We start from the raw sequence: 22,409 nt of genomic DNA, 5'->3' as shown, positions 1-22,409 counted from the left end.
CGGTTTGTCCTTCTATTGCTGCACCCCTGAGATTATCGGTAAAGAGCGCCTTGGCAGGTGGGCGACGACTGCACGGGGATGTCTTTACGCACTCGGGAGTTGTGTCGTGGCTTTCGCTGACGACCCAAGCGCCGAGAGTCCTGGATCTCTTCGTGAGTTGGCTCGGAGGGCGGCTAGCCCGCTGGCTTGGTTTGCTCTTGCTTCTCTGTGTTTGGGCGGCTTTGGGTATCTGGCGTATCGGGTGCTCCTTCTCCGAGTGCAGGCGACGGTCGACATCGCTACAGGGAAAGGCGGATGGTTTCATTTTGCTTGGACGGTGGCACTTGGAGACCTTCTCCTTAATGTTGCTGTTCTCGCCATGTTTGCGGCTCTGATCTTCGTGTTTTTTGAAGGTGTAACTTCGGCGTGCATGATCGCGCTCTTCGTTTCGAGGAAGTTGCTTCTGCTGTTGAAGACCCATGATCTGCTGCGTAAGACCCTACTAGTGATTGGTGCCGCCTTCCTCCACTTGGCTCTCGCCCTGCAATTTGCGGCAACATATGTTGCCCCCGAGTAACGGAAAGGAAAATTTGGCCGAGTACTACTTTCCCTTCGACAGCGGCGCCGGCACGACCGTCACGAGCGAGCAGTGGTCGCAGATGACGTCCATGTGGCAGACCGACGGCATCCGCGCCCCGCGTACCAGTGACCCCGCCGACCCCCTCGCCACCACGGTCACCGGCCAGGACATGACCGTCAATGTGAACCCCGGCCACGCCACTGTCCAGGGCTTCCACTACTACTCCGACGCCGAACGCCACGTCGTGATCGCCGCCAACACCGGCACTCAGCCGCGTGTCGACCGGATCACCATCCGCCTGACCCGCACTGGGCAGCGCATCTCCGTCGCCTACCTCCAGGGCACCCCGGCAGCCCAGCCCCAGCCCCCCGCGCTCAGCCAGGGGCAGGACGGCGTCTTCGACGTCCCCCTCTGCCGAGTAGCCGTGGCCCCGCAGGCCGGCGCCATCGCCCCCCGGGACATCGTGGACGAGCGGGTGTACGCCCTGACTCAGACGGTCTACGCCAACGCCGCCGCCCGCGCAGCGTCACCGGAACGGCCAGTGCCCGGAAAGCTCGCCTACCTCCAAGCCGAAGACCGCATGGAGATCTACACCAACGCCACCTGGACGCCCTTGTCCCCCGGCCCCTGGCAGCCCCTGCCCCTCCCCTCCGACGTCGCCGCGCACGGCGGTAACCCCCGATGGCGCCTGGTGAACGGCACGATCGAGTTGAGCGGGTCCGTAGAGCGCAAGGACGGCAAGGACTTCAACGTCGCTGACAGCTGGCTGCTGGCTGTCCTGCCACCGGAGGCACGGCCGAAGTACATGCGCAGCTTCATCTGCGCCACCAGCTTCAACGCGGTCAAGAACAGCAGCATCCGCATTGACGTCACGTCCGGCACCGACCCCTACCCGGGTCAGCTACAGGCCCAGGTGCAGTCACCGGTGAAGTGGATCTATTTGGACAGCATCAGGTTCGCCATCGACGCCTGATCACCACCCGGCCGGCGCGAGCCGCCCTCACCACCTACCTTCCTCCCCGCCCCGCGCCAACATCCGGCCGGGGCTTTCTCATGCCCCAACAGGAGCCATTTGCATGCCCCTTGCACTTGATGTGATCAATACAGCCCGCGATGAGGTCGGGTACCACGAAGGCCGCGAGGACGGCGACTGGAACAACATCCAGAAGTACGCGCTGGCCGTGCCGGGCCTGGAGTGGGCCCAGGGTGAGGCTTGGTGCCACACGTTCGTGAGCTGGTGCTTTCAGGAGGCCGGAGCCGTCGACCTCGCCCCTGTCACGGCCTCCTGCTGGGAGGGGGGCCAGTGGTTCCAGGACCGCGACCGCTACACCGACTACCCCGTCATCGGCGGCATCGTCTACTTCGGCGCGGGCGGCGGCTCCCACACGGGCATCGTCGTCGCGTACACGGACGACGAGATCACCACCGTGGAAGGCAACACGAACTCGAACGGGTCTGCCGAGGGTGACGGCGTCTACCTGAAGACCCGCCCCCGCCACAGCTCCTACATCCACGGCTACGGGATTCCCGACTACCCCGAGGGCGTCGTTCTGGCGGACCCCGACTGGCGGGGCCGGTCCGGCATCACCTTCTTCGGCCACGAGGCCAGTACGGATGACATCCCGGCCGGTGACGACGGGGCCGAGCACGGGCGGGACCGCGAGACCGGTCGGTTCGAGCCGTTCCCCGGTGAGCAGTGGTTCCGCGACGTGCCCGACTCGCCGATCATCACCGCCATGGGCCGACGCCTGGTCGAGGAGGGGTGCTCCGCCTACCGTGAGGGCCCCGGGCCGCAGTGGACGTCCGCCGACCGCGCAAGCTTCCGGAAGTGGCAGCGCAAGCTCGGCGACGCGCCGCACGAATGCGACGGCTGGCCCGGCCCGCTCCAGTGGGCCGCGCTGAAGGTCCCGCGCACCACCGCGTGACCACCGGCGTTCTGACCCAGCCCCTCCCGGGCTCCCCGCACCGGAGCGGGGGCCCCGCGGATGGGGCGACTGACGGGCAGGCGCTGCGGATCGGCTCCCTGTGCTCCGGATACGGCGGCCTCGACATGGCCGTGCAGGCCGTATTCGGCGGCACCGTCACATGGGTTGCAGACCCCGACCCGGGCCCCGCCCGCATCCTCGCTCACCACTACCCCGACGTTCCCAACCTCGGCGACATCACGGCTACTGACTGGACCGGGGTCGAACCGGTCGACGTGCTCGTGGGCGGCTACCCCTGCCAGCCCTTCAGCACTGCCGGCCATCGGAAAGGAGCGAATGATCCCCGGCACATCTGGCCCCACATCGCCGCCGCCCTTGGCGTTCTACGACCCCGACTCGGGGTCTTTGAAAACGTCGCAGCTCACGTTGGCATGGGCTTCGGCGACGTCCTCGCCGATCTTGCCCGCATCGGGTTCGATGCGGAGTGGACTTGTCTACGTGCGTCCGACGTGGGCGCCCCCCACCAGAGAAACCGCCTCTTCCTCCTCACCTGGCCGACCGACCCAGGCCACCCGCCACGGCACGGCCACAGGTCAGACCACACCCGGCCGTCTGCCCGCCGCCGGCGGCACGCTGACCGGTCCGGCTGCTCCGATCCGGCCGGGCGGACGTCAGCCGCGCTGTCCGACCGCTGCCGCCCTTCTCCTGCCCACCCCATCGGCTTCCGAAGCGGCCGGGGCGGGACACCAGGGACGGGCCGGTGGCATGAACCTGCGCACCGCCGTCGACCTGCTCCTCCCCACCCCCAGAGCGTCGCCGAACGAGGACCGGCAGACGCGCCGCACCCCGTCACAGGAAGCCGGCACGCACGGCCGGTCCCTGGCCGCGGAGGTCTGCACCGTGGCCGGCCCTGCCACACCGCCCCACACCAGGAACCGCACCACCACCTCGTCGGGCACGAGGATCGGCAGGCGGCACGCGGCGCAGATGCGCCAGACCCCGCCTCCGTGCTCGCGCCGGAAGAAATCTGGGGACCGTATGCCGGGGCCGTGGCCCGATGGGCCCCTGTCATCGGCCGTACCGCTCCCCGCCCAACCGACGCTATGGGACGACTGAACCCCGGCCTAGTGGAATGGATGATGGGCCTACCTCCGGGCCACGTCACTGCCGTTCCCGGCCTCTCCCGGGCCGCCCAGCTCAAAGCCTTGGGCAACGGCGTCTTGCCGCTTCAGGCCGCGACGGCCGTCGAACACCTTGCCCAACGCGCCCACGCCCGCGGCGCTCCCATTCCCGCACTGATGGACATCGACCGCTGACCCTTGCCCCCAAAGAAAGAACCACGCCGCATGACCGACGCTACCCGTCGCACCATCCGCACGACCGTTCAGACCGCGATCACCCTTGCTGCGCTCCTGCCGGTGATCGTTGACGCCGCAGGTATCCCTGCGACCCTGCCGTGGGCGGCCGGCGCCCTTGCTGTCGCCGCCGGCCTTACCCGCATCATGGCCATCCCCGGGGTGCAGGCACTCCTGCCCCGATGGCTGCGCACCGAATCGGCCGTTCCGTCGGCCCCCGTGGACAAGGGGACCGTGTGACCGACCCGACCCCATCGGATGTTGCCCTGGAACTGGAGCGGCTCCGGGGAGTCATGGAGGTGGGATTCGCGCGCGCCGATGGCGCCCTCGCCCTTCTGGTTCAGAGGAGCGACCAGACCGACCAGCGCCTGACCGACCTCGACACCCGCCTCGACGCCGTCGAACGCGGCCGATGGCCCCTGCCATCCCTCGCTGCCTTGGTCAGCATCGCTGCGGTGATCGTGTCCATCTGGCAGGCGACCACCACCCACTGAACATTGCCCCCGGTACCGGCTTCCTGCCGGTACCGGGGGCCTTTCGTCGTTGACGCTCGGTCCATGAACCCACAGGCGTGGGCCTACCATCGGAATTGACGCCGCAGAGTTCTAGCTGACTCCCCGAGGTGACCGTGAGCAACTGGGCTGACCTGACAAACGGTAAGCGAATCAAGCACCTTCGGGGCTCTGATCTGACTCAACAGGGCCTAGCTGAGGCAGCAGGCGTATCTCTTGCCCTCGTGCAGAAGGCGGAACAGGATCGCGGCGAGCTGTCCGTCGGCTCGCTCCTCAAGCTTGCCAGCGCACTGAACACCGATGTTGGCGTGATCCTCGGGCAACAAGCCCCCCGCCGCGGCATGAACGGCAGCGACCGCGCGGCACTGCGCCAATTGTCCGATGCGGTGCATGACAGTGCCCTCGGTGAGTGGGACGGCATCGATGACCCGAGCTCGGTCGAAGAACTGGGCAGGGCTCGTGACCTCGCCTGGTCCGCCTTTTGGAAGAGCGACACCGCAGCACTTAGCACCCTTGCCTCGAAGGTGCTTATGGAGGGGCACGTCAGGTACGACAGCGCAACGGGCAGGGAACGCGAGCAGGTCGGCCTCATCCTGGCTAGCACGTACCGCGTAGCCGCATCCTGCGCTAACGGATTCGGGCAGAGGGACCTCGCATTGAGCGCACTTACGTCGGCGAAGCTGCGCGCCCGGGAGGTAGACGACCCCATCATGATGGCGCTCCTTGAATCCACGCTGTCTTGGATCTACTTGCGCGGGGCCAAAACGCCCCGAGCGGTCGCCGTGGCGGAACGCGCCGCGCTGGCGATCGAGCCGTCCTTCAGGAAGGCGTCTCGCCCCCAACTACTTGCCTATGGGCGCCTGATGATCTCGGCGGCCGTGGCGGCATCGCGTCGGGAGGACGAGGCGGCAGCCGACGACTACATTTCGCAGGCTCACGCGGCAGCCGCCCGACTCGGCCGTGACGAGAAGCTGTACGGAACCGCGTTCGGGCCAACCGCGGCGAAGACGGAGGCCGTTGGAATTCACGTGGCTCTCAAGAACTACGGGCGCGCCCTCAAGCTGGCGAACGAGAAGGACATGGCTGACATCCCCCGGCAGATGTCCACGGTTGCACGGAACAGGTACAAGCTCGACGTTGCCCTCGCCCAGTGCGCTGCTGGCCTCCACGACCAGGCGGCCAGCACCTTGATCGAGGTGGGTCTCGACGCCCCCGAGTGGGTTCGGCACCAGGCTCTGCCTGGCGTCATCGGCCAGCGCATCGCGAAGGTCTCCACGGCCAAGGTTCGCCACATCAGCGAGGTCATTGGGGTTCCCTTGATCACATGAGTCATACGGAGCATATGAGTCGTCACCCACGATCTAGCAGGGTCGTACGCTCCGTCACTTCAGCTCGGCCCCACGAGCTAGCACCATGCCTGCATGGTCAGTAACCAGAGGGCCGAACCCCAGCAGCACCCGCCGTCCGCGCGCCGGACGGAAGGCGACCGCCAACGACGGCGCACACTGGCAGACGCGGCAGCCGGCCTTACGGCGAAGGTCAAACGTTTCCGGTGCGTCATCTACCTCTCGGGTGTCGAGGGCGTCGACGTCGACCTACATCGCCAGGGGTGCCAGGAAACCGCCGAGGTCCTCGGCTGGGAGGTTGCCGCGGTGATCGTGGAGAACGATCGTCGCGCCGTCCCGCCGTGGGAGCGCGAAGGGCTGATTTCCGCCCTTGGCCTCCTTCGCCGCGGCGAAGCCGGCGCGATCCTGACCGCCTGGCGCTCGATGATCTCGCCGTCGGTTGACGAGTACAAGCGGACCCTCCGCGAGATCGACGAGGACGGCGGTTTCGTGTACGCGAAGCGGCTCACCGGTCCGGAGGAAACGAACGAGGCGACACCGTGACCCTTGGACCGAGTAAGGCACGGGCCGCCCTCGTCCGCGTCGCTACCCGCGGTGCTGACGGCGTTCTCGTGGTGAGTCGAGACATAGGGGAGTCGGCGGACGGCCCGAAGGTGATTTCTCTGCCGCACTCGTCCGGCCCGTCCGGCACCACCGTCGGCAAGGAAGTGGCTGAGTGCCCGGAGTGCGCCCGCTTGATCACTGATCGAGAGGCGGCGCGTCATGGCCAGAGGTAGACGACGCGTCATCAGGGGCACAGTCGCGGGGTGCCGCACTTGCGGTGAGATCCGCGCCGTTCAGCACGAGGCTGCCCGTCAGGGAGACGTGGTCAAGATCCAGAAGGCCACCGTCGTCCGCACCTACCACGAGAGGCAGGTGCACCATGGGTGAGGAGCGTCCCACGTTCGTGGTGTCCCGGAGCGGGACCGTGAAGTGGTCCCCGAAGATCGGCGACTTGGTGACCGACACGTCGCGCGACCGCGTAGGTAAGGCCGTCGGCTCAGACGGCGACACCGTCAGCATTGCCCCGCTGGACGGCGGGGAGACATGGCGCACCACCACCTACCGCCCCGCCAACGCGAACGACCGACTCAGGGCCCGCGTCGCACTGATCAACAGAGAACGCCGAGGGTACCTGTGGTAACCCGTGCCAGATTCCGACATGTTCAGCACCAGATCACCATGCCCCCGACCACCGTGACGTACGGCGCTGACTGCCTCGGCTGCACATGGAAGATCAAGGGGCAAAGGTCGGCTGAGCCCATGCACGAGGCGTGTGTGGAGCATGGCGGCGGCAAGTCTGGACACGTGCAGTTCCGCATCCGGGCCCAGGGCATTTCCTACGTGCTCCGCAGGCCCCCGGGCGCCCGCGAGCGGCCGAAGTTGCCGAAGGTTCACGTTCCCTCGGATGCCAGTGACCGGAACGACCCCGGCGCCGGTCGCCAGGACTCGGTGGCGACGGACAGCAACGCGGATCAAGCCGCCCGCACGATCACTGTGCATCCGGAGACGGTGACGTACAGCGCGGACTGTCTGGGCTGCCAGTGGAAGATCAGGGGCGAGGAGGAGCCTGAAGCCGTGCAGGACGCCTGCATGGCGCACGCCGCCCAGGACTGGCACCGCGACTTCCGCACGGTCGTGGTGGGCTTCGCCTATGTGCTCTCGAACGGCAGCGATGTCCCCAAGGAAGCCGTCCAGGACAGGGCCAGGAACACCTAGAGCCGCCTGCCCCTCCACCGGATGCCGGGCGACGCCGATGCGTCCGCCTGGTGAAGGGGCGGGCTCCAAGACGCCCGTCCGGCCGATCCTGGGGAGTTTCGGCCGGGCGGGTGCACCACCCGCACCACCGCACGACGGTACGGGGACGTTCCCCGTACCGCATCGCGTAGGAGGAGCACAGTGGACGAATTCCTGCCCCCGCCGAAGCGGGTACGACACGCCGAAAAGCTCTTCACGACCAAGGTGCAGCGGCGGGTCCAGTCACCGGCCGAGACCCACGAGTACAAGAAGGAATCCGGCTCGTCCGACGGCGCCATGACCTACGACACCACCAAGGTGTGACCACCACACCCTGATCACCCCGGGGCACGGCCCGCGCGGTCGTGCCCCGGACCATCTGGAGGCATCGTGATCAAGCTGCGTCTTACCCCCTACGCCGCCGACACCGGCTGGTCCTGGAACGGAAGCAGGTACACCACCGCCGACCGTTCCAGCGAGGTCACCCCCTACGCCCACCCCATGGTGGAACAGCTCGCTGTCAGCGACGGCCACCGCACCCTGCTCGTCGTCCGGGAGAGGGTGGCGGGCCGTCCCCCCTGCACCCCCGCGCCCCGCGCTGTCAGCCCCAGCGAGTACGACACGTTACGGTGCCTGACCGAGCAGTGGCCGACGGACTACGTGCTGGTGGAGACCACGCCGCAGGAGCCGGTACGGGTCACGGCTGGCGCGTGCCGGACGACACCGCTCTACCTGGCTCACGACGACACCAGCCTTCACGGGTCCTGGGACATGGCCGACCTGCGCGCCCACATCACCGGACTGAACTCCCGCGAGGTGGCGCGGCTGCTGATCTACCGGCCGCGCTACAGCAGCGACACCCCGTTCCGCGGAATCCACCGGCTCACCGAACGGGCCACCGCCCACTACGGCGGCCACCTCGTTCTGCGCTACCCCGCGCCCGCCCTGCACAGCGGACCACGCGAACTTGCCCCGGACGCCGACGTCCTGGCCGCCTTCGTCGCGACCATGGACGACGCCATGGACTTGCGCCCGCTGGACCCCGCCAAGACCGTCTTCCACCTGACGGGGGGATTCGACTCCGGCACGCTGGCGACCCGAGCCGCCGAACGCTTCCCCGGACAACTGAACACGTCAGCACTCCTGATCGGCGGCCCCGGTCGCGCCCAGCAGATTCGCCGGCGCAAGGAGATGCGCGCCGCTGTTCCCTTCGCCGCCCGGGACGACCTGATCGACGCCATGAGGGACACCCCCCTCCATCCCGACTGTGATCGGGTCCGCGGTGCCCTCATCAGTCCCTACGAGGAGCCGCTTCACTACCCGTTCACCCGCATGACCAAGGTCCTGGCCGCGGCCGGCGCCCACACCGTGGTCACCGGACTCTGCGGGGACGAAATGGTGGCCCTGTCGCAGGAGGAGTACCCGCACAAGGCCATGGGCGACCTTAAGGACGTCCACCTTCTCCCGTGGATCGGTGAGCGCGCGGAAGTGGCCCTTGAGTTCGCGGATGACGGAATCGCCCCGCCGGCAGTCGTCAACTCCATGAGCCTGCTCTCTCTGGAGACCACCGCCCCGGTTCTCCTACGCGAAGGAATCTGGCCCGTCCACCCGTTCGCCGACCCCGACATGGTCCGGCTCGGCGAGTGGCTGCCGATGGACTGGCGCGAACTCAAACAGCTCCAGCGCCGACGGCTCGCCGCACTCGGGCTCAGCGAGGACGTCACCCATCCCGCGGAGCGCGAGTCCTTCGCCGAAGTCGTCCAGCACGCCCTGACGACACACGGCCGCCCCCTCTTCGCCCGCATGCTGCACGAAGGATCACCGCTCTTCGACCACGGCCTCGTCAAGCCCGACGGCCTCCGAAAGGCCGTGCGCCGACTCAGCGAAGGGACGTACCGCGAGGACGGTGACGCGCAACTCCTTCAAGTCATCGACCTCCACCTCGCCACCCGCGCGTACCTGTAATCCCCACGGGGGTTCCGCTGCCCTCCCGGTTCGGAACCCCCCACACGCAAACCCTGACCGTGGGAGGCTGCCACAGCCCCTCGAAGATGCGGAGGTCACAGATGTTCGCCATGCGCCCGGCCACGGCCGCAGACATTCCCGGAGTCGCGGCCATGATCCGGTCCCGCTCCACGTGGCTGGAAGGCCGCGGCATGCCGTCCTGGCGCGAGAGCGCCGACAACCTGGCCGCCCAAGCCGAGAACTCCCACGGTGGCATGTGGGTGCTGGAAGAGGACGCCTCGCGGATCGTCGGCTGCACCACCGTGCAGGAGCAGACTCCGCCCTGGGGATGGACGCCCGAAGAACTCGCCGAGCCCGCCCACTACCTCTTCACCACGGTGACCGATCCGGCCTACCGTGATCAGAAGCCCGGAACCCTGATCGCCCTCTGGGCAGTGGACCACGCCGCCCGCGAGGGTAAGGAGTGGGTCCGGCGCGGCTGCATGTTCCCGGGACTGGTCCGCTACTACGAGACCCAAGGGTTCGCCCTGCTGCACGAGGTGCAGCGCACCCGCAACCGCGTCTACCTCATGGCACGCCGCGCCGAACGACTGCCCGATCTGAGCGCCCTGTTCAGCGGCCATGAGGCCAGCACGCCCACCGGCCGCCCCTGCCCCAGCGGACCCGGCCACTAAGCCGCGCCCGTTGCATTTCCGCTGATCCCGTCCGCGCCCGCAAGGCGTGCGCGGACGCGGTCTTCGCCATACCCACCGAGGGCTGACGGATCACCCCTCGCCGTCGCCGGCGCGCTTAACGAACGTGCCCTTCCCCCACTCGGTCTCGACCAGCCCGCGTTCCCGAAGCTCACGCAGCGCACGGCGGGCAGTCATCCGCGCCACCCCAAAGCGTTCGACAAGCTCAGGTTCGGACGGGAGCTTGGCGCCCGGCGCGTACTTACCCGCTTCGATCTCTGCTGCGAGCGCATCGAGCACCCGCATGTAAGGGGCGCGCGGGCTGTGGGGGTCACTTGGACGCTCAGGCATAGGCAGAGCGTAGACAAACCGGCCATTGATCGAACACTTAGACAAGCAGACAGCGCGTAACGGTGGACAGGTTAGACAAGTACGGAATAGCGTCCCCCTGAAAACGAAAAGCGCCCCGAAGGACCGTTGCGACCGGTCCGACGGGGCTTAGCCGACCAGCTACGTAGGAGCTGACCAACTCAATGCGCGATCCTATCGCCCGCGCCTTCCAATGGGTGCTTCGCTTCCTGCTGCCCACCGCCGGGAAACACCGGGCCGTCGGCGGCAGGGCCACCAGGACCACCGCCTCACCCGCCCTCACGAGGAGCGCCTCGCCCCTCCCTCCGAGCCGCCCCGTCATCTGCGCACCCCGGACCCCCATCCCGGTTCACGTCCTCGCCAGGACCATGCCCATTCCACCGAGCACGCGCCCGCTCGTCCCCCTCTTCATGCAGTACTGGCAAGTGGAGCTGGAGAAGCGGGAGCGGCAGCGGCAACGATGCGTGGCCCTCGTGGCCGGCGCGATGGGCTACGACTACGAGTACACCTACGACGGAGCCCAGGCGTACCCGGCGGCGGTGACCGCATGAACGTCTACGACGAATTGTTCCCCGAGGTGCCCGTGGACCTCCCGGCCCGCTGCTGCAACTGCGGTAGAGACACTGTGGCCCCGGTGACCGTCGCCTACGTCCCGAGCGCAAGTGGTCCCGGGTACGCCCGGGTTGCCTGCCCTGACTGCGCCCCGAAAGTCGCGCCTCGGGGCGTCACAGGCCCACGCTGATCTAACTGGGAGCCAGGAACCGCCCCGTCCGGCCGTCGTGCCGGGCGGGGCTCTGCCTTGTTCGCCCACGGGTCGGCGCCAGTTGATGAGGACGACAGACGCTGTGACGACCGCCGCCCCGGACCCGTCCGCCAGCGATCGGCCATCGCGCGGGGGGACCAGATGGCAGAACGCCCCCGGCTCGGACGTGCGGAGCGGGGGCGAAGCGGGTCCTCCCCGTGGGGAGAATCTGGGGAGAATGGGGGAGCGTTTGGGGGGCGCGAGCCCCCAAAACGCAGCGATGCGGGAAACGCTCTGAAACGCTCAAAGGCGCAGGTCAGAGGCCCTTTGAGCCGCATCCCCCCAGGTCAGTCAGGGGGAGCTAGGTTCTTGAGGGGGGAGGCTTGAGCCGTCTTCCTGCGCGGGGTCAACGCGCCTTTTTCCCGGCCTGGTTCAGGAGACCGGCGGGGCCTTCTCCGCAGGGGATCCGCTCGCGGCGGCCCGGTCCAGTGCGGTCAGCACGTCATCGACGAGGTCCTCGGTGTCCTCCACCCCCACGGAGAAGCGGATGAAGCCTTCCGGTACCGCGTCACCGCCCCAGCGGCCGCGGCGCTCGGCCGTGGACCGGACGCCGCCGAAGCTCGTGGCTTCGTCGACAAGTCGCAAGGCGCCGAGGAAACGTTCCGCGTGGGGGCGGTCCGGAAGGGCGAAGGAGACGACGCAGCCGTAGCGTCCGCCGTGCATCTGGCGCGCGGCGAGCTCGTGCGCGGGGTCCGTCGGCAGGCCGGGGTGGCGGAGGCCGGTCACCTCGGGGCGGTCGCGCAGGGCCTCGGCCAGTGCGAGCGCGCTCGCGGCCTGCCGGTCGACCCGCAACTGGAGGGTGGCCAGCGAACGGTGCGCCAGCCATGCCTCCATGGGCCCGGGGATCGCCCCGGTGACCTTGCGCCACGCCCGTACGCCCGCCGCGAGCGCGGGGGCGGGCGTGGCGACGTAGCCCAGCAGGATGTCGCCGTGGCCGGTGAGCGCCTTGGTGCCGCTGGCGACGGAGAAGTCGGCGCCCAGTTCCAGCGGGCGCTGGGCGAGCGGGGTGGCGAGGGTGTTGTCGACGGCGACGAGCGCGCCCCCGCGGTGCGCGGCCTCGGCGAGGCGGCGGATGTCGCACACGTCGAGCCCCGGGTTGGACGGCGTCTCGATCCACAGCAGCCGCGCTCCTTCCAGCGCTGCCAGTTGGGCGTCGCCGCCGGTCGGCGCGGTCCGTACGGTGATGCCGAAGCCCTCCAGCCGCTCCCGCAGCGCGGGCAGCAGCTGATAGCCGTCGCCCGGCAGCACGGCGGTGTCGCCGGGGCGCAGCAGGGACAGGAGCACGGCCGAGATCGCGGCCATGCCGGAGGGGAAGACCACGGCCTCGGCCCCGCCGCCGGGGGCCTCCAGCAGGCCGATGGCGTCCTCCAGCGCGGTCCAGGTGGGGTTGGCCTCGCGGCCGTAGGTGTACGGCCCGCCGACCTCGCCCGGCAGGTGGAAGTGGGCGGCGAAGGCGGGGCCGGGGAGGGCCGGTTCGTTCGGCCGCGGCTCCGGGAGACCTGCCCGTACGACGCGGGTGCCGTCGCCTGTCATGTGTGCTCCCTCGGGTGGTGCCTCGCGCGTGCCGCGCCCGTTCCGTCGGAGGCCGGGCGCATGCGGCGCCCCGGTCCTCAGTCCTGCTCGTCCGGCAGGATCATGTGCATCGCCCATGCCACCACCGAGATGATCACGCCGCCGACCAGGGCGCTCCAGAAGCCCGCCACATGGAAGGCCAGCCCGAGCTTGCCCGCCAGCCAGGACGTCAGCAGCAGCATCAACGCGTTGATCACTAGCGTGATGAGCCCGAGGGTCAGGATGAAGAGCGGGAAGGACAGCAGCTTCACGACCGGCTTGACGATGAAGTTGACCACGCCGAAGACGAGCGCGACGAGAATGAGCGTGAGCACCTTGCGCACGGTGTTCTCACCGGACAGCGTGATGCCCTTGAGCAGCCAGATGGCGACCGCCAGGGCCGCCGCGTTGGCGATCGTCTTGACTACGAAATTCTTCATGGTGAGATCGTTGCAGACGGGATCGGCTGCCGAGGTCCCGCGCTGCGACGCACAGCGAAGCGACAGCAAGAGACGGTCAACGAGGTGGTCGAGAGATGAAGGCGTTCCGGCTGGACGAGCTCGAGGCGGAGCGGGCCGCCAACGAGGGGGCCTATCTGCAGTTCCTGCGCGAGCGGAACATGTCCGTCGGTCTCTACGCGCTGGACGCGGGGGACACCGACCCGCAGACCCCGCACGCGCAGGACGAGGTCTACATGGTCATGAGCGGGCGTGGGGCGATCACGGTGGGGAACGAGACGACCGACGTGGCGCGGGGGAGCGTGGTCTATGTGCCCGCCGGCGTGCCGCACCGGTTCCACCACATCAGCGAGGACCTGAGGGTTCTGGTGGTCTTCTCTCCGCCTGAGAGCTGAGGGGGCACCCCGGGATCCCGTAGGGGGTCGCTCAGGGACGGACGGGGGCCGCGGGGCCCCCGCGGACCCACCGGGCCGTCCTAGCATCGAGAGCGAGGCCGGGGCAGTTCCGCTCCGGCTCCACCGAAGAGCTCCACGAAGCGGAAAGCAGGGACGACGACATGGGTGAGAAGGGGATTTTCGCAGGACTCCCGTGGTGGGTGAAGTGGATCGCCGTGCCGGTCCTCGTCCTGATGGTGTTCGGCGGCCTGATCATGACCGCGCTCGGTTTCGTCATCGCGCTGCTCTTCAAGGCGCTGCTGCTGGTGGCGCTCGTCGGTGGCCTGATCTTCGTCGTCAGGAAGTTCACGTCGTCCTCGTCGTCCAAGGGCGACTGGTAAACGCGTCCCATCGGTGTGCGGGAGACAGGAGTACGTCACCCGCACCGCCCCTCGGCAACGCCTTCCGACTGTCGCCCACGGTCGGTGTTGACGATTGAGGCGATTTCTCCGCCGTGAAACGCCCGGAACGACTCCGCCCCGTAGTCGAGTCGCTACGCTCCAGAGTCATAGAGCTCGTAAGCTCACTCTCGATCTCTATCGGTATCTGAAATATCACTCCCTGTGATCCATGGATGCCGTCGAATGACGGAGCCTATGGCCATAAGGAGCCAATCCCGGCCAAAACGACGAATCGGGGCATTGGGCGATGCGTGAAACGGTTCAGGCAGAAGTAATCATGACCTTCCTCGTCTCCGAGGAGCTGTCCTTCCGGATTCCGGTCGGGCTGGTCTACGACAGCAGTGACCCTTATGCGGTGAAATTCACCTTTCACCTGCCCGGGGACGCCCCGGTGACCTGGGCGTTCGCCAGGGAGCTGCTGCTCGACGGACTCAGCCAGCCGTCCGGCGAGGGCGATGTGCACATCGCCCCCGCCTCCACCGAGCACCTCTCGGACGTCTTCATCAGACTGCAAGTGGGCTGCGAAGGGGCCCTGTTCCGGGCCGGGGCCGCGCCTCTCGTGGCGTTCCTCGACCGGACCGACCGCATCGCGCCCCTCGGCGAGGAGCGCTCGGTCGCGGACTTCGAGTACGACCTCGCGGCCGCCCTCGACAACATCCTCGCCGGCAACCCCGAGGGGCAGAACGCTGGTTAGCGGCCCGGAACGGCACCATCGTCCTTCTCGACCGGCACCCGCTCCGGGCGGGGCGCCGCGCCCTGCGGCGCGGCCGCAGGACCCCGGCCCGCCGGGCTCCCGCCGCTGTCACCCCGGGCCGTAGCGCCGTTCGCCGCCGGGCCGCCGAGGCCGTTCGCCCCCGGGCCCTCCGTGGTGCCCATGCTCGCGAGCAGCTGCCGTGCCAGGCCCAGGCCCGTGCCACCCATCGTCAGGGCCTTCGCGAAGAGGTCGGACATCCCGTCCGCCCCGTTCAACAGCACCATATGATCGACGTTTCCGAAGGCCGCCGCCCCGGCCCGCACGATCTCCGGCCAGTTCTCGGCCAGTTGCTGGGCGACCACCGCCTCCTGGTTCTCCGCCAGGGCAGCCGCCCTGGCCTTGATCGCCTCCGCCTCGGCCAGCCCCTGCGCCCTCGCCGCCTCGGCCGCCGCCAGACCCCTGGCCTGCGCGGCCGCGGCCTCGGCCTCACCGGTCGCCCGGGTCGCCGCGGCGGCCGCGGTGCCACGTGCCTTGGTGGCCTCCGCCTCCGCGCCCGCCGCCGTCTTCACCCGCGTCGCCTCGGCGGCCGCCGCCAGCTCCGTCTCCCGGGCCTTCGCCTGCGCCGCGGAGATCCGGGCGTCACGCTCCGCCTCGGCCAGCGTCCGCTTCTCGTACGCCGCCGCGTCCGCGGGCTTGCGGACGTCCGCCTGGAGCTGCTGCTCCTTGCGCTGCGCCGCGAGCTCGGCGACCCGCGTCTCCTGGACCACGACCTCCTGCTGCGCCGCGGCCTCCGCCAGCGGGCCCGCCTGCCGGGCCTTGGCCGCCGCGCTGTCCCGCTCGGCCTGATAGCCGGCCCGGAGGATCTCGCTGTCGCGCGTCGCCTCCGACATCCGGGCCGCGGCCTGCTGCTCCGCCTCCGTGGCCAGCCGGTCCGCCTCGGCCTGGGCGATCCGGGCGTCGCGGTGGACCGCCGCCGCGTGCGGCGCGGAGAGGTTCTTGATGTAGCCCGTGGGGTCCTGGATCTCATGGATCTGCAGGGAGTCGATGATCAGACCCAGCTTCTCCATCTCGGAGCCCGAGGCGGCCCGGGTCTCACCGGTCAGCCGCTCGCGGTCGCGGATCATGTCCTCGACGGTCAACCCGCCGACGATGGAGCGCAGGTGACCCGCGAAGACGTTGTGCACCCGGTCGCCCATGTGCTTCTGCTGGTCCAGGAAGCGGCGGGCCGCGTTCGCGATCGACACGAAGTCGTCGCCCACCTTGAATATCACCACGCCGTGCACCTTGAGCGGGATGCCCTGCTGGGTGACGCAATCCACGTTCAGCTCGGCCTCGTTGAGATCCAGCGACAGCTTCCGCACCACCTGCACCCCGGGCAGCACGAGCGTGCCGCGCCCGGTGACGATCCGGAAGCCCATGCCTTCCTCAAGGCCCTCGGTGCGGTGCTTGGAGCCGGAGATGACCAGCGCCTCATTGGGCTCCGCCACCCGCCACATCAGCTTGAACAGACCGATCACGACGGCGACGCCTACGACGACGACCCCCGCCACGATGCCGATGAGCATCGCTCATCCCCCCTTTGACGGCTCCTGGGTGCGGAGCCTTGTGATCGAAAGTGTGCTCCCGCGCAGGCCGGTGGTGAAGAGGACCGGGCGTCTTGGCGCTTTCTTGACGCCCGGCGCCCCGCGAACCCCCGCTCACCCCGGGTGAATCAGCCGTAGGCGGCCGCCACATAGACCGTGCGCGGCGGCTGATACTCCACGATCACCACCACCGTGCCCCGCTCCAGGCGCTCGCCCTCCTCCATCGCATACGCCAGGAACGCCTCGGCCCCGCCCCTGACCCGCACGATCACCTCGCCGACCAGCCCCGGGCCGACCGTCCCCGTCACCCTGCCCTGCTCCCCGACCACCGGCAGCTCCCCCCTCCCGCGATCACTTCGCCCGACGGCGCCTCCCGCCCCGGGACGCCCCCCGCGCCCTCGGACCGCTCTTCGCCCTCGTCTTCGTATTGTGCCGGTCGGCACTGACAACGAGCGCCGCCAGCGCGGTCGTCACCGGCACCGAGGCCACCAAGCCGATGCTGCCGACCAGCGTGCGCACGATCTCCTCCGCGACGATCTCGCTCGTCGCGACCCGCCCGATCCCGCTGTCCGCGATCGAGAACAGCAGCATCAGCGGCAGCGACGCGCCCGCGTACGCCATCACCAGCGTATTGACCACCGACGCGATGTGGTCCCGCCCGATGCGCATCCCCGAGCCGTAGAGCTTGCGCCAACTCGCGGCCGGATCCGCCTCCTTCAGCTCCCACACCGCCGACGTCTGCGTCACCGTGACGTCGTCGAGCACGCCCAGGGAGCCGATGATGATCCCGGCGAGCAGCAGGCCGCGGATCTCGATCTCCGGATAGAGGCCGTGCACCAGGCCGGTCTGGTCGTCGGTGTCGCCCGTCAGGTGCGCCCACTGCGTGAACAGCGCGCCGAGCAGCCCGATGAGCATCAGCGACGTGAGCGTGCCGACGACCGCCACGGACGTCCGCGCGTTGAGGCCATGACACATATAGAGCGCGATCAGCATGATCGCGCTGCCGCCGACCACGGCCACCAGCAGTGGGTCCGAACCGTGCAGGATCGCCGGGAGGATGAACAGCGTCAGCACCCCGAAGCTGACCACCAGGGCGACCAGCGCGAAGACCCCGCGCAGCCGGCCGACCACCACGACGGCCAGCGCGAACAGCCCGGCGAGCAGCGCCATGGGCAGCGTCCGGTCCACGTCGGTGACCGCGTACTGGAGGTTCTTGGGCGCCTTCGGCGCGTACGCCAGGACGACCTCCTGGCCCACCGTGTAGTGCCGTGAGGCGCTCGGCTGCACGAGTTCGGTGAAGGTGCGGCCCTTGTCCGGGCCCGAGGTGACCTCGATCTCCGACTTCTCGCACGGCCCCTGCGCCGCCGGCGGGCCGCCGCCGGGCTGCGGGGACTGCTGTTGCGGCGTGGCACCCGCCTTCGCGCAGTCGATCTCCTCGATCTTCACCACCCGGCCCGACCGCGTCTGCTGGTCGAGGCCGAGCCCGGAGTGCTTGTGCGGGGGCGCTCCGCCCGGCCACATCACGACCAGCCCCGCGAGCACCGCGACGGCGAAGGGGATGAGCACGGCCGCGATCACCTTGCGCAGGTGCGCGGAGACGGGCGTGGGCGGGCCGTGGCTGTGCGAGTGGCCGTGGGAGTGCCCATGGGATCTGGGTCCGGGGAGATCGGTCGGGGTCTGCGGTTCCGTGGGGGTCACGCCTCGCATCATCGCAACCCCCTCTGGTCCTCCGTACGGGGGAAGCGCTAGCGTGGTGGCACCTTTGCAATCGCGGGAGCTCGGAGCACCGGGCTGAGAGGGCGCTGAACCTCCGTACGGCTGGCACGTACGGGAATCGCTGCGTCGACCGCCGAACCTGTTACCGGGTAATGCCGGCGTAGGGAGTTCTGGTCTCATGACCTCGCAGGATGCGCGCACGTCCGAAACCGGTCCCATCGGCTGGCACAAGGACTACGTGACCGGCTCGCGGCCGGACCTCAGGGTTCCGGTGCGGCGGGTGCATCTCACCAACGGGCAGGACGTACGGCTGTACGACACCTCCGGCCCGTACACCGACCCGGCCGTCGAGACGGACGTCCGCCGTGGCCTCCGGCCGCTGCGGGAGAGCTGGATCATCGGCCGCGGTGACACCGAGGAGTACGCGGGGCGACCGATGCGCCCCGAGGACGACGGCCTCAAGCACACCTCTCCGCGCGGGGGGCTCAAGAACCTCGACGCGGTCTTCCCCGGCCGCCCGCGCCAGCCCCGCCGGGGCCGTTCCGGCGCCGCGGTGACCCAGCTCGCGTACGCCCGGCGCGGTGAGATCACCGAGGAGATGGAGTACGTGGCCCTCCGGGAGAACGTCTCCCCGGAGACCGTCCGCGAGGAGATCGCGGCCGGCCGGGCCGTGCTCCCCGCCAATGTGAACCACCCGGAGATCGAGCCGATGATCATCGGCAAGAAGTTCCTGGTCAAGGTGAACGCCAACATCGGCAATTCCGCCGTCACCTCCTCGATCGAGGAGGAGGTCGAGAAGATGACCTGGGCGACCCGCTGGGGCGCCGACACGGTCATGGACCTCTCGACCGGCCGCAACATCCACACCACCCGCGAGTGGGTGCTGCGCAACTCCCCCGTGCCGATCGGCACCGTGCCGCTCTACCAGGCCCTGGAGAAGGTCGACGGCAAGGCCGAGGAGCTCACCTGGGAGATCTACAAGGACACGGTCATCGAGCAGGCCGAGCAGGGCGTGGACTACATGACCGTCCACGCGGGCGTGCTGCTGCGCTACGTCCCGCTGACGGCGCGCCGCAAGACCGGCATCGTCTCGCGCGGCGGCTCGATCATGGCCGCCTGGTGCCTGGCGCACCACAAGGAGTCGTTCCTCTACGAGAACTTCGAGGAGCTCTGCGAGATCCTCGCCTCGTACGACGTGACGTACTCCCTCGGCGACGGCCTGCGCCCCGGCTCCATCGCGGACGCCAACGACGAGGCGCAGTTCGCCGAGCTGCGGACGCTGGGCGAGCTCAACACGATCGCCAAGCGGCACCACGTGCAGACGATGATCGAGGGCCCGGGCCATGTCCCGATGCACAAGATCAAGGAGAACATCGACCTCCAGCAGGAGATCTGCGAGGAGGCGCCGTTCTACACGCTCGGCCCGCTGACGACCGACGTCGCGCCCGCGTACGACCACATCACCTCGGGCATCGGCGCGGCGATGATCGCCTGGTGGGGCACGGCGATGCTCTGCTACGTCACGCCCAAGGAGCACCTGGGCCTGCCGGACCGCGACGACGTCAAGACCGGTGTGATCACATACAAGATCGCGGCCCACGCGGCGGACCTCGCCAAGGGGCACCCGGGCGCGCAGGAGTGGGACGACGCGCTGTCCGACGCCCGCTTCGAGTTCCGCTGGGAGGACCAGTTCAACCTGGCGCTCGACCCGGACACGGCACGCGCCTTCCACGACGAGACGCTGCCGGCGGAGCCCGCGAAGACGGCGCACTTCTGCTCGATGTGCGGGCCCAAGTTCTGCTCGATGAAGATCTCGCAGGACATCCGCCGTGAGCACGGCGGGGAGCTCGCCGTCGACCCCGAGGCGGGCATGGCGGAGAAGTCCAAGGAGTTCGCGGCGGCGGGCAACCGCGTCTATCTGCCGATCGCCGACTAGGCGTTCGCGCCGGAGCCCGGTGCTGCACCACGCCCCGTGAGGGGCGCGGGGAACCGCGCCCGCTGTCCCGCAGCGGCCGGACCGCGCTGCCGACGGAGCGCAGGGGCGGTCAGCCGCACGGTCCGAGAGGCCCCGGCCGGTGTCGGGGCCTCTCGCATGTGCCGTGCGGTGGTCCGGTGCGTCACTCCGGTCGGCTGTCCGGGCCGCCGTAGTCCGGGCTGGTGAAGTCGGGGCTGGTGTAGCGCGGGCGGAGGTGCGGGGAGGACTCGCTGTCGGGGCTGGTGAAGCCGGGGCGCGAGTATCCCAGCGTGGGGGTGCGGCTCTGGCTCTCGTGCTGCCTCGGGACGTACGAAGACGGTGAGTTGAGCGGGGCGTTGGCCAGGGCCTCGCGGAGGAAGGGCAGTATGCCGCGGTGGAGCAGCGCCTGCCGCCATGCCTCACCGGCCCGGTCGGCCTCCTCGCTCAGCCCGGCGCCCCGGGCGTCCGTCCCCTGGCCGACGCCGTTGCGCAGGGCGGTCACCACCATGCCGATCATGGCGACGAACGCACCGGCGGCGGTGAGTCCGGCGAACCACCAGCCGATGGTGATCATCGGCTGGCCGACGGACGGGTTGGAGCCGACCGTCCGCAGGACGTAGCCGACGAGGAGGAAGATCAGGGCGGCTATCCCGGCGAGCACGGGGGCCAGCACGGCGACGACCGCGCCCGCGCCCGCGCCGGAGGACTCCACGATCTCGCTGTCCGCGGGGCCGAATCCATCGGGGGCGCTTTCATCGCCGTGCGCGCCCCCGGTGCTCACGCTTTGCGGGTGCATGCTCGCGGAGAGCGCGCGCAGAGCGTCGCGCGCCCTTACGTAGTTCTGATATTCGGTGGTCGCGCACGCCGAGATGGCGGTCATGGCATTGAGCGCCATGGTGCGCAGCTGTTCCGCATTGAGCCGCTGTCCTATCGCCGCGGCCAGTTCCGGGTCATGGTCGGCGGTACGCAACGCCTGGTCGAGAACACGCTCGAATTCCGGGCGGTCCTCGGCCAGTAGGTGCGGAGCGCTGTTCATGTGCATCCCCCGATGCTCCGTAGGGCCTTCTTGCCGGCTTACACCGGGCAGTGGGCGGAAACGGAGGAGAGCCTGCTACGGATAAGCCGATGGTAGAGCGGTACCGGCGCACGGTGACAGTGTGTTTCGTGAATTGCCCCGCGCCGGTGGAACTCCCTACCTGCCCGTGGACCTACCCCCTGAACCCTCATCCACCCAGGGGAAGTTGCACCACCAGCAGTTTTCCGGCCATGGTGACCCCTCCGTCCATCGCCAGCGCGAGCCCGTCCGCGTAGAGATGCGGGCCGTCGACGGCGGGCGTGCCGCCCTCCTCGCCGTCCGCGTCCTCCGCGCCGACCTCGCCCAGGAGATACGGAATCGGACTGTGGCCGTGCACCAGACGGCGGCCGCCGTAGGTGTCCAGCAGCTCCCGTACGGCCAGCGGTCCGGCCTCGTCGCGGAAGGCGAACCGCTTGGTGAACTTCCGGAAGAGGTCCCAGCACTCGTCGGGGTCGTTGCGCTGGAGCGCCTCGGTGACGGCGTCGTTGACGGCCTCGATGGAGTCGCCGTACTCCAGATAGGCGGTGGTGTCGGAGTGCACCAGCAGGTGCCCGTCCTCCTCCGCCATGGCGTCGAGCCGCGACATCCACTGGAGGTGGTGGTCCTCCAGGCGCTCCATGTCGGTGCGCTGGCCGCCGTTGAGCAGCCAGGCCGCCTGGAAGGAGGCTGTTCCCGCACCGGAGTTGACCGGCGTGTCGGAGAACCGCTTGGCGCCGATGATCAGCAGCTCGTGGTTGCCCATGAGGGCCTTGCAGTAGCCGCCGGCCGCCGCGGCCTCGGCGGACAGCCGCATCACGAGGTCGATCACACCGACGCCGTCCGGTCCGCGGTCGGTGAAGTCGCCGAGGAACCACAGGCGGGCGTTGCCCGCGCACCAGCTGCCGTTCGCGTCGATGAGGCCCTGGGCCTCCAGCGCGGCGTGCAGCTGGTCGAGATAGCCGTGGACGTCGCCCACGACGAAGAGCGGGCCGAGGCCGGGCCGCGGGGCCGCGTGCTGCTCGGCCAGGGGCGTCAGGGCGACGGTCGGCACGTCGTCGGGGACGGGCCGGCCGATCACGGGCAGGTCGCGCTCGGTGGGGGTGTAGCCCTCCGGTGCGTCGACCGGCGGCTGCACGGGCGGGGCCGTGTGGTCGTACGGCGGCATGGGGGCATGCGGAGGGGGCGCGGCATACCCGGGGAAGGGCGGCACCGCCGCCGTGGTCCGTGCCGCGGGTCCCTGACCGGCCCCCTGAGTCATCGACCCCTCCACCATCGCGCCGCCGT

At 69.3% G+C, this 22,409-nt stretch carries 26 protein-coding genes and 1 riboswitch; of the genes, 18 read left to right on the top strand and 8 right to left on the bottom strand.

Annotated features, from left to right (window positions below):
- Positions 1–106 precede the first annotated feature (106 nt).
- The 13 genes from ACH427_RS20830 (at position 107) to ACH427_RS20770 (ending at position 10,112) form a co-directional block, all read left to right on the top strand.
- Positions 107–556 carry a hypothetical protein gene (locus ACH427_RS20830; protein ID WP_398871100.1) on the top strand — a complete coding sequence of 150 codons (450 nt, stop codon included), beginning with the start codon at positions 107–109 and terminating at the stop codon, positions 554–556.
- A gap of 13 nt (positions 557–569) precedes the next feature.
- On the top strand, positions 570–1,532 hold the full coding sequence (locus tag ACH427_RS20825; RefSeq protein ID WP_398871098.1) for a hypothetical protein: 963 nt from the start codon (positions 570–572) through the stop codon (positions 1,530–1,532).
- Between the two features lie 103 nt (positions 1,533–1,635).
- Entirely contained in the window at positions 1,636–2,484 is an 849-nt protein-coding gene (locus ACH427_RS20820; RefSeq protein ID WP_398871096.1) for a peptidoglycan-binding protein, read from the top strand.
- Positions 2,421–3,800: a DNA cytosine methyltransferase gene (locus ACH427_RS20815; protein WP_398871094.1), complete on the top strand. Its 1,380-nt coding sequence runs from the start codon at positions 2,421–2,423 to the stop codon at positions 3,798–3,800. The genes ACH427_RS20820 and ACH427_RS20815 overlap by 64 nt, the downstream gene beginning before the upstream one ends.
- Before the next feature lie 30 nt (positions 3,801–3,830).
- Positions 3,831–4,079: a hypothetical protein gene (locus tag ACH427_RS20810; RefSeq protein WP_398871092.1), complete on the top strand. Its 249-nt coding sequence runs from the start codon at positions 3,831–3,833 to the stop codon at positions 4,077–4,079.
- Positions 4,076–4,333: a hypothetical protein gene (locus ACH427_RS20805; RefSeq protein ID WP_398871090.1), complete on the top strand. Its 258-nt coding sequence runs from the start codon at positions 4,076–4,078 to the stop codon at positions 4,331–4,333. The genes ACH427_RS20810 and ACH427_RS20805 overlap by 4 nt, the downstream gene beginning before the upstream one ends.
- A gap of 134 nt (positions 4,334–4,467) precedes the next feature.
- Complete coding sequence (locus ACH427_RS20800; RefSeq protein ID WP_398871141.1) at positions 4,468–5,679, top strand: helix-turn-helix domain-containing protein; 1,212 nt, start codon at positions 4,468–4,470, stop codon at positions 5,677–5,679.
- 93 nt (positions 5,680–5,772) lie between these two features.
- Positions 5,773–6,240, top strand: coding sequence for a hypothetical protein (locus ACH427_RS20795; protein ID WP_398871088.1), 468 nt, complete (start codon positions 5,773–5,775; stop codon positions 6,238–6,240).
- Between the two features lie 379 nt (positions 6,241–6,619).
- Positions 6,620–6,880, top strand: coding sequence for a hypothetical protein (locus tag ACH427_RS20790; protein WP_398871086.1), 261 nt, complete (start codon positions 6,620–6,622; stop codon positions 6,878–6,880).
- Positions 6,881–6,918: 38 nt separating this feature from the next.
- Positions 6,919–7,455: a hypothetical protein gene (locus ACH427_RS20785; RefSeq protein WP_398871084.1), complete on the top strand. Its 537-nt coding sequence runs from the start codon at positions 6,919–6,921 to the stop codon at positions 7,453–7,455.
- 180 nt (positions 7,456–7,635) lie between these two features.
- Positions 7,636–7,797 (top strand): hypothetical protein, encoded by a 162-nt coding sequence (locus ACH427_RS20780; protein WP_311613370.1) that lies wholly within the window; start codon positions 7,636–7,638, stop codon positions 7,795–7,797.
- 66 nt (positions 7,798–7,863) lie between these two features.
- Entirely contained in the window at positions 7,864–9,438 is a 1,575-nt protein-coding gene (locus ACH427_RS20775) for an asparagine synthase (protein ID WP_398871082.1), read from the top strand.
- A 101-nt stretch (positions 9,439–9,539) separates the two neighbouring features.
- Positions 9,540–10,112, top strand: a complete 573-nt coding sequence (locus ACH427_RS20770) for a GNAT family N-acetyltransferase (protein ID WP_398871079.1) — start codon at positions 9,540–9,542, stop codon at positions 10,110–10,112.
- Between the two features lie 90 nt (positions 10,113–10,202).
- On the opposite strand, the gene ACH427_RS20765 is transcribed toward ACH427_RS20770, so the two are convergent.
- Positions 10,203–10,415, bottom strand: coding sequence for a GntR family transcriptional regulator (locus tag ACH427_RS20765; protein ID WP_398871077.1), 213 nt, complete (start codon positions 10,413–10,415; stop codon positions 10,203–10,205).
- A 227-nt stretch (positions 10,416–10,642) separates the two neighbouring features.
- Here ACH427_RS20765 and ACH427_RS20760 point away from each other — a divergent pair, with 227 nt between their 5' ends.
- Entirely contained in the window at positions 10,643–11,029 is a 387-nt protein-coding gene (locus tag ACH427_RS20760; protein WP_398871075.1) for a hypothetical protein, read from the top strand.
- A 623-nt stretch (positions 11,030–11,652) separates the two neighbouring features.
- Here the strand turns inward: ACH427_RS20760 and ACH427_RS20755 are convergent.
- Entirely contained in the window at positions 11,653–12,813 is a 1,161-nt protein-coding gene (locus ACH427_RS20755) for a cystathionine gamma-lyase (protein WP_398871073.1), read from the bottom strand.
- A gap of 77 nt (positions 12,814–12,890) precedes the next feature.
- Positions 12,891–13,271, bottom strand: coding sequence for a phage holin family protein (locus ACH427_RS20750; protein ID WP_398871071.1), 381 nt, complete (start codon positions 13,269–13,271; stop codon positions 12,891–12,893).
- 95 nt (positions 13,272–13,366) lie between these two features.
- Between ACH427_RS20750 and ACH427_RS20745 the strand changes: the two genes are divergently transcribed.
- The 3 genes from ACH427_RS20745 to ACH427_RS20735 all read left to right on the top strand — a co-directional run bounded on the left by ACH427_RS20745 (position 13,367) and on the right by ACH427_RS20735 (position 14,818).
- Complete coding sequence (locus ACH427_RS20745) at positions 13,367–13,684, top strand: cupin domain-containing protein (protein WP_361519351.1); 318 nt, start codon at positions 13,367–13,369, stop codon at positions 13,682–13,684.
- Between the two features lie 161 nt (positions 13,685–13,845).
- Entirely contained in the window at positions 13,846–14,064 is a 219-nt protein-coding gene (locus tag ACH427_RS20740) for a DUF5326 family protein (protein ID WP_366004562.1), read from the top strand.
- 307 nt (positions 14,065–14,371) lie between these two features.
- Positions 14,372–14,818 carry an SsgA family sporulation/cell division regulator gene (locus ACH427_RS20735; protein WP_361519345.1) on the top strand — a complete coding sequence of 149 codons (447 nt, stop codon included), beginning with the start codon at positions 14,372–14,374 and terminating at the stop codon, positions 14,816–14,818.
- On the opposite strand, the gene ACH427_RS20730 is transcribed toward ACH427_RS20735, so the two are convergent.
- The 3 genes from ACH427_RS20730 to ACH427_RS20720 all read right to left on the bottom strand — a co-directional run bounded on the left by ACH427_RS20730 (position 14,815) and on the right by ACH427_RS20720 (position 18,108).
- A complete protein-coding gene (locus ACH427_RS20730) occupies positions 14,815–16,383 on the bottom strand; it encodes an SPFH domain-containing protein (RefSeq protein WP_398871067.1) in 1,569 nt (522 codons plus the stop codon). The two genes, ACH427_RS20735 and ACH427_RS20730, sit on opposite strands and share 4 nt — an antisense overlap.
- A gap of 146 nt (positions 16,384–16,529) precedes the next feature.
- Positions 16,530–16,730, bottom strand: coding sequence for a hypothetical protein (locus ACH427_RS20725; RefSeq protein ID WP_398871064.1), 201 nt, complete (start codon positions 16,728–16,730; stop codon positions 16,530–16,532).
- Positions 16,731–16,752: 22 nt separating this feature from the next.
- On the bottom strand, positions 16,753–18,108 hold the full coding sequence (locus ACH427_RS20720) for a YibE/F family protein (RefSeq protein ID WP_398871139.1): 1,356 nt from the start codon (positions 18,106–18,108) through the stop codon (positions 16,753–16,755).
- Positions 18,109–18,161: 53 nt separating this feature from the next.
- Positions 18,162–18,302, top strand: a riboswitch (TPP riboswitch).
- Here ACH427_RS20720 and thiC point away from each other — a divergent pair.
- Positions 18,296–20,053 (top strand): phosphomethylpyrimidine synthase ThiC, encoded by a 1,758-nt coding sequence (gene thiC, locus ACH427_RS20715; protein ID WP_398871062.1) that lies wholly within the window; start codon positions 18,296–18,298, stop codon positions 20,051–20,053. Its footprint overlaps the riboswitch before it by 7 nt.
- A gap of 181 nt (positions 20,054–20,234) precedes the next feature.
- On the opposite strand, the gene ACH427_RS20710 is transcribed toward thiC, so the two are convergent.
- Both ACH427_RS20710 and ACH427_RS20705 read right to left on the bottom strand, forming a co-directional pair.
- Entirely contained in the window at positions 20,235–21,113 is an 879-nt protein-coding gene (locus tag ACH427_RS20710) for a hypothetical protein (protein WP_398871060.1), read from the bottom strand.
- Positions 21,114–21,294: 181 nt separating this feature from the next.
- Positions 21,295–22,383 (bottom strand): metallophosphoesterase, encoded by a 1,089-nt coding sequence (locus ACH427_RS20705; protein WP_398871058.1) that lies wholly within the window; start codon positions 22,381–22,383, stop codon positions 21,295–21,297.
- Positions 22,384–22,409 lie beyond the last annotated feature (26 nt).

The organism is Streptomyces sp. NPDC020379 (assembly GCF_044387105.1).
Classification (GTDB): domain Bacteria; phylum Actinomycetota; class Actinomycetes; order Streptomycetales; family Streptomycetaceae; genus Streptomyces.
The sequence above is the reverse complement of the archived record's forward strand: the minus strand, read 5'-3'. Positions and strand labels throughout refer to the sequence as shown.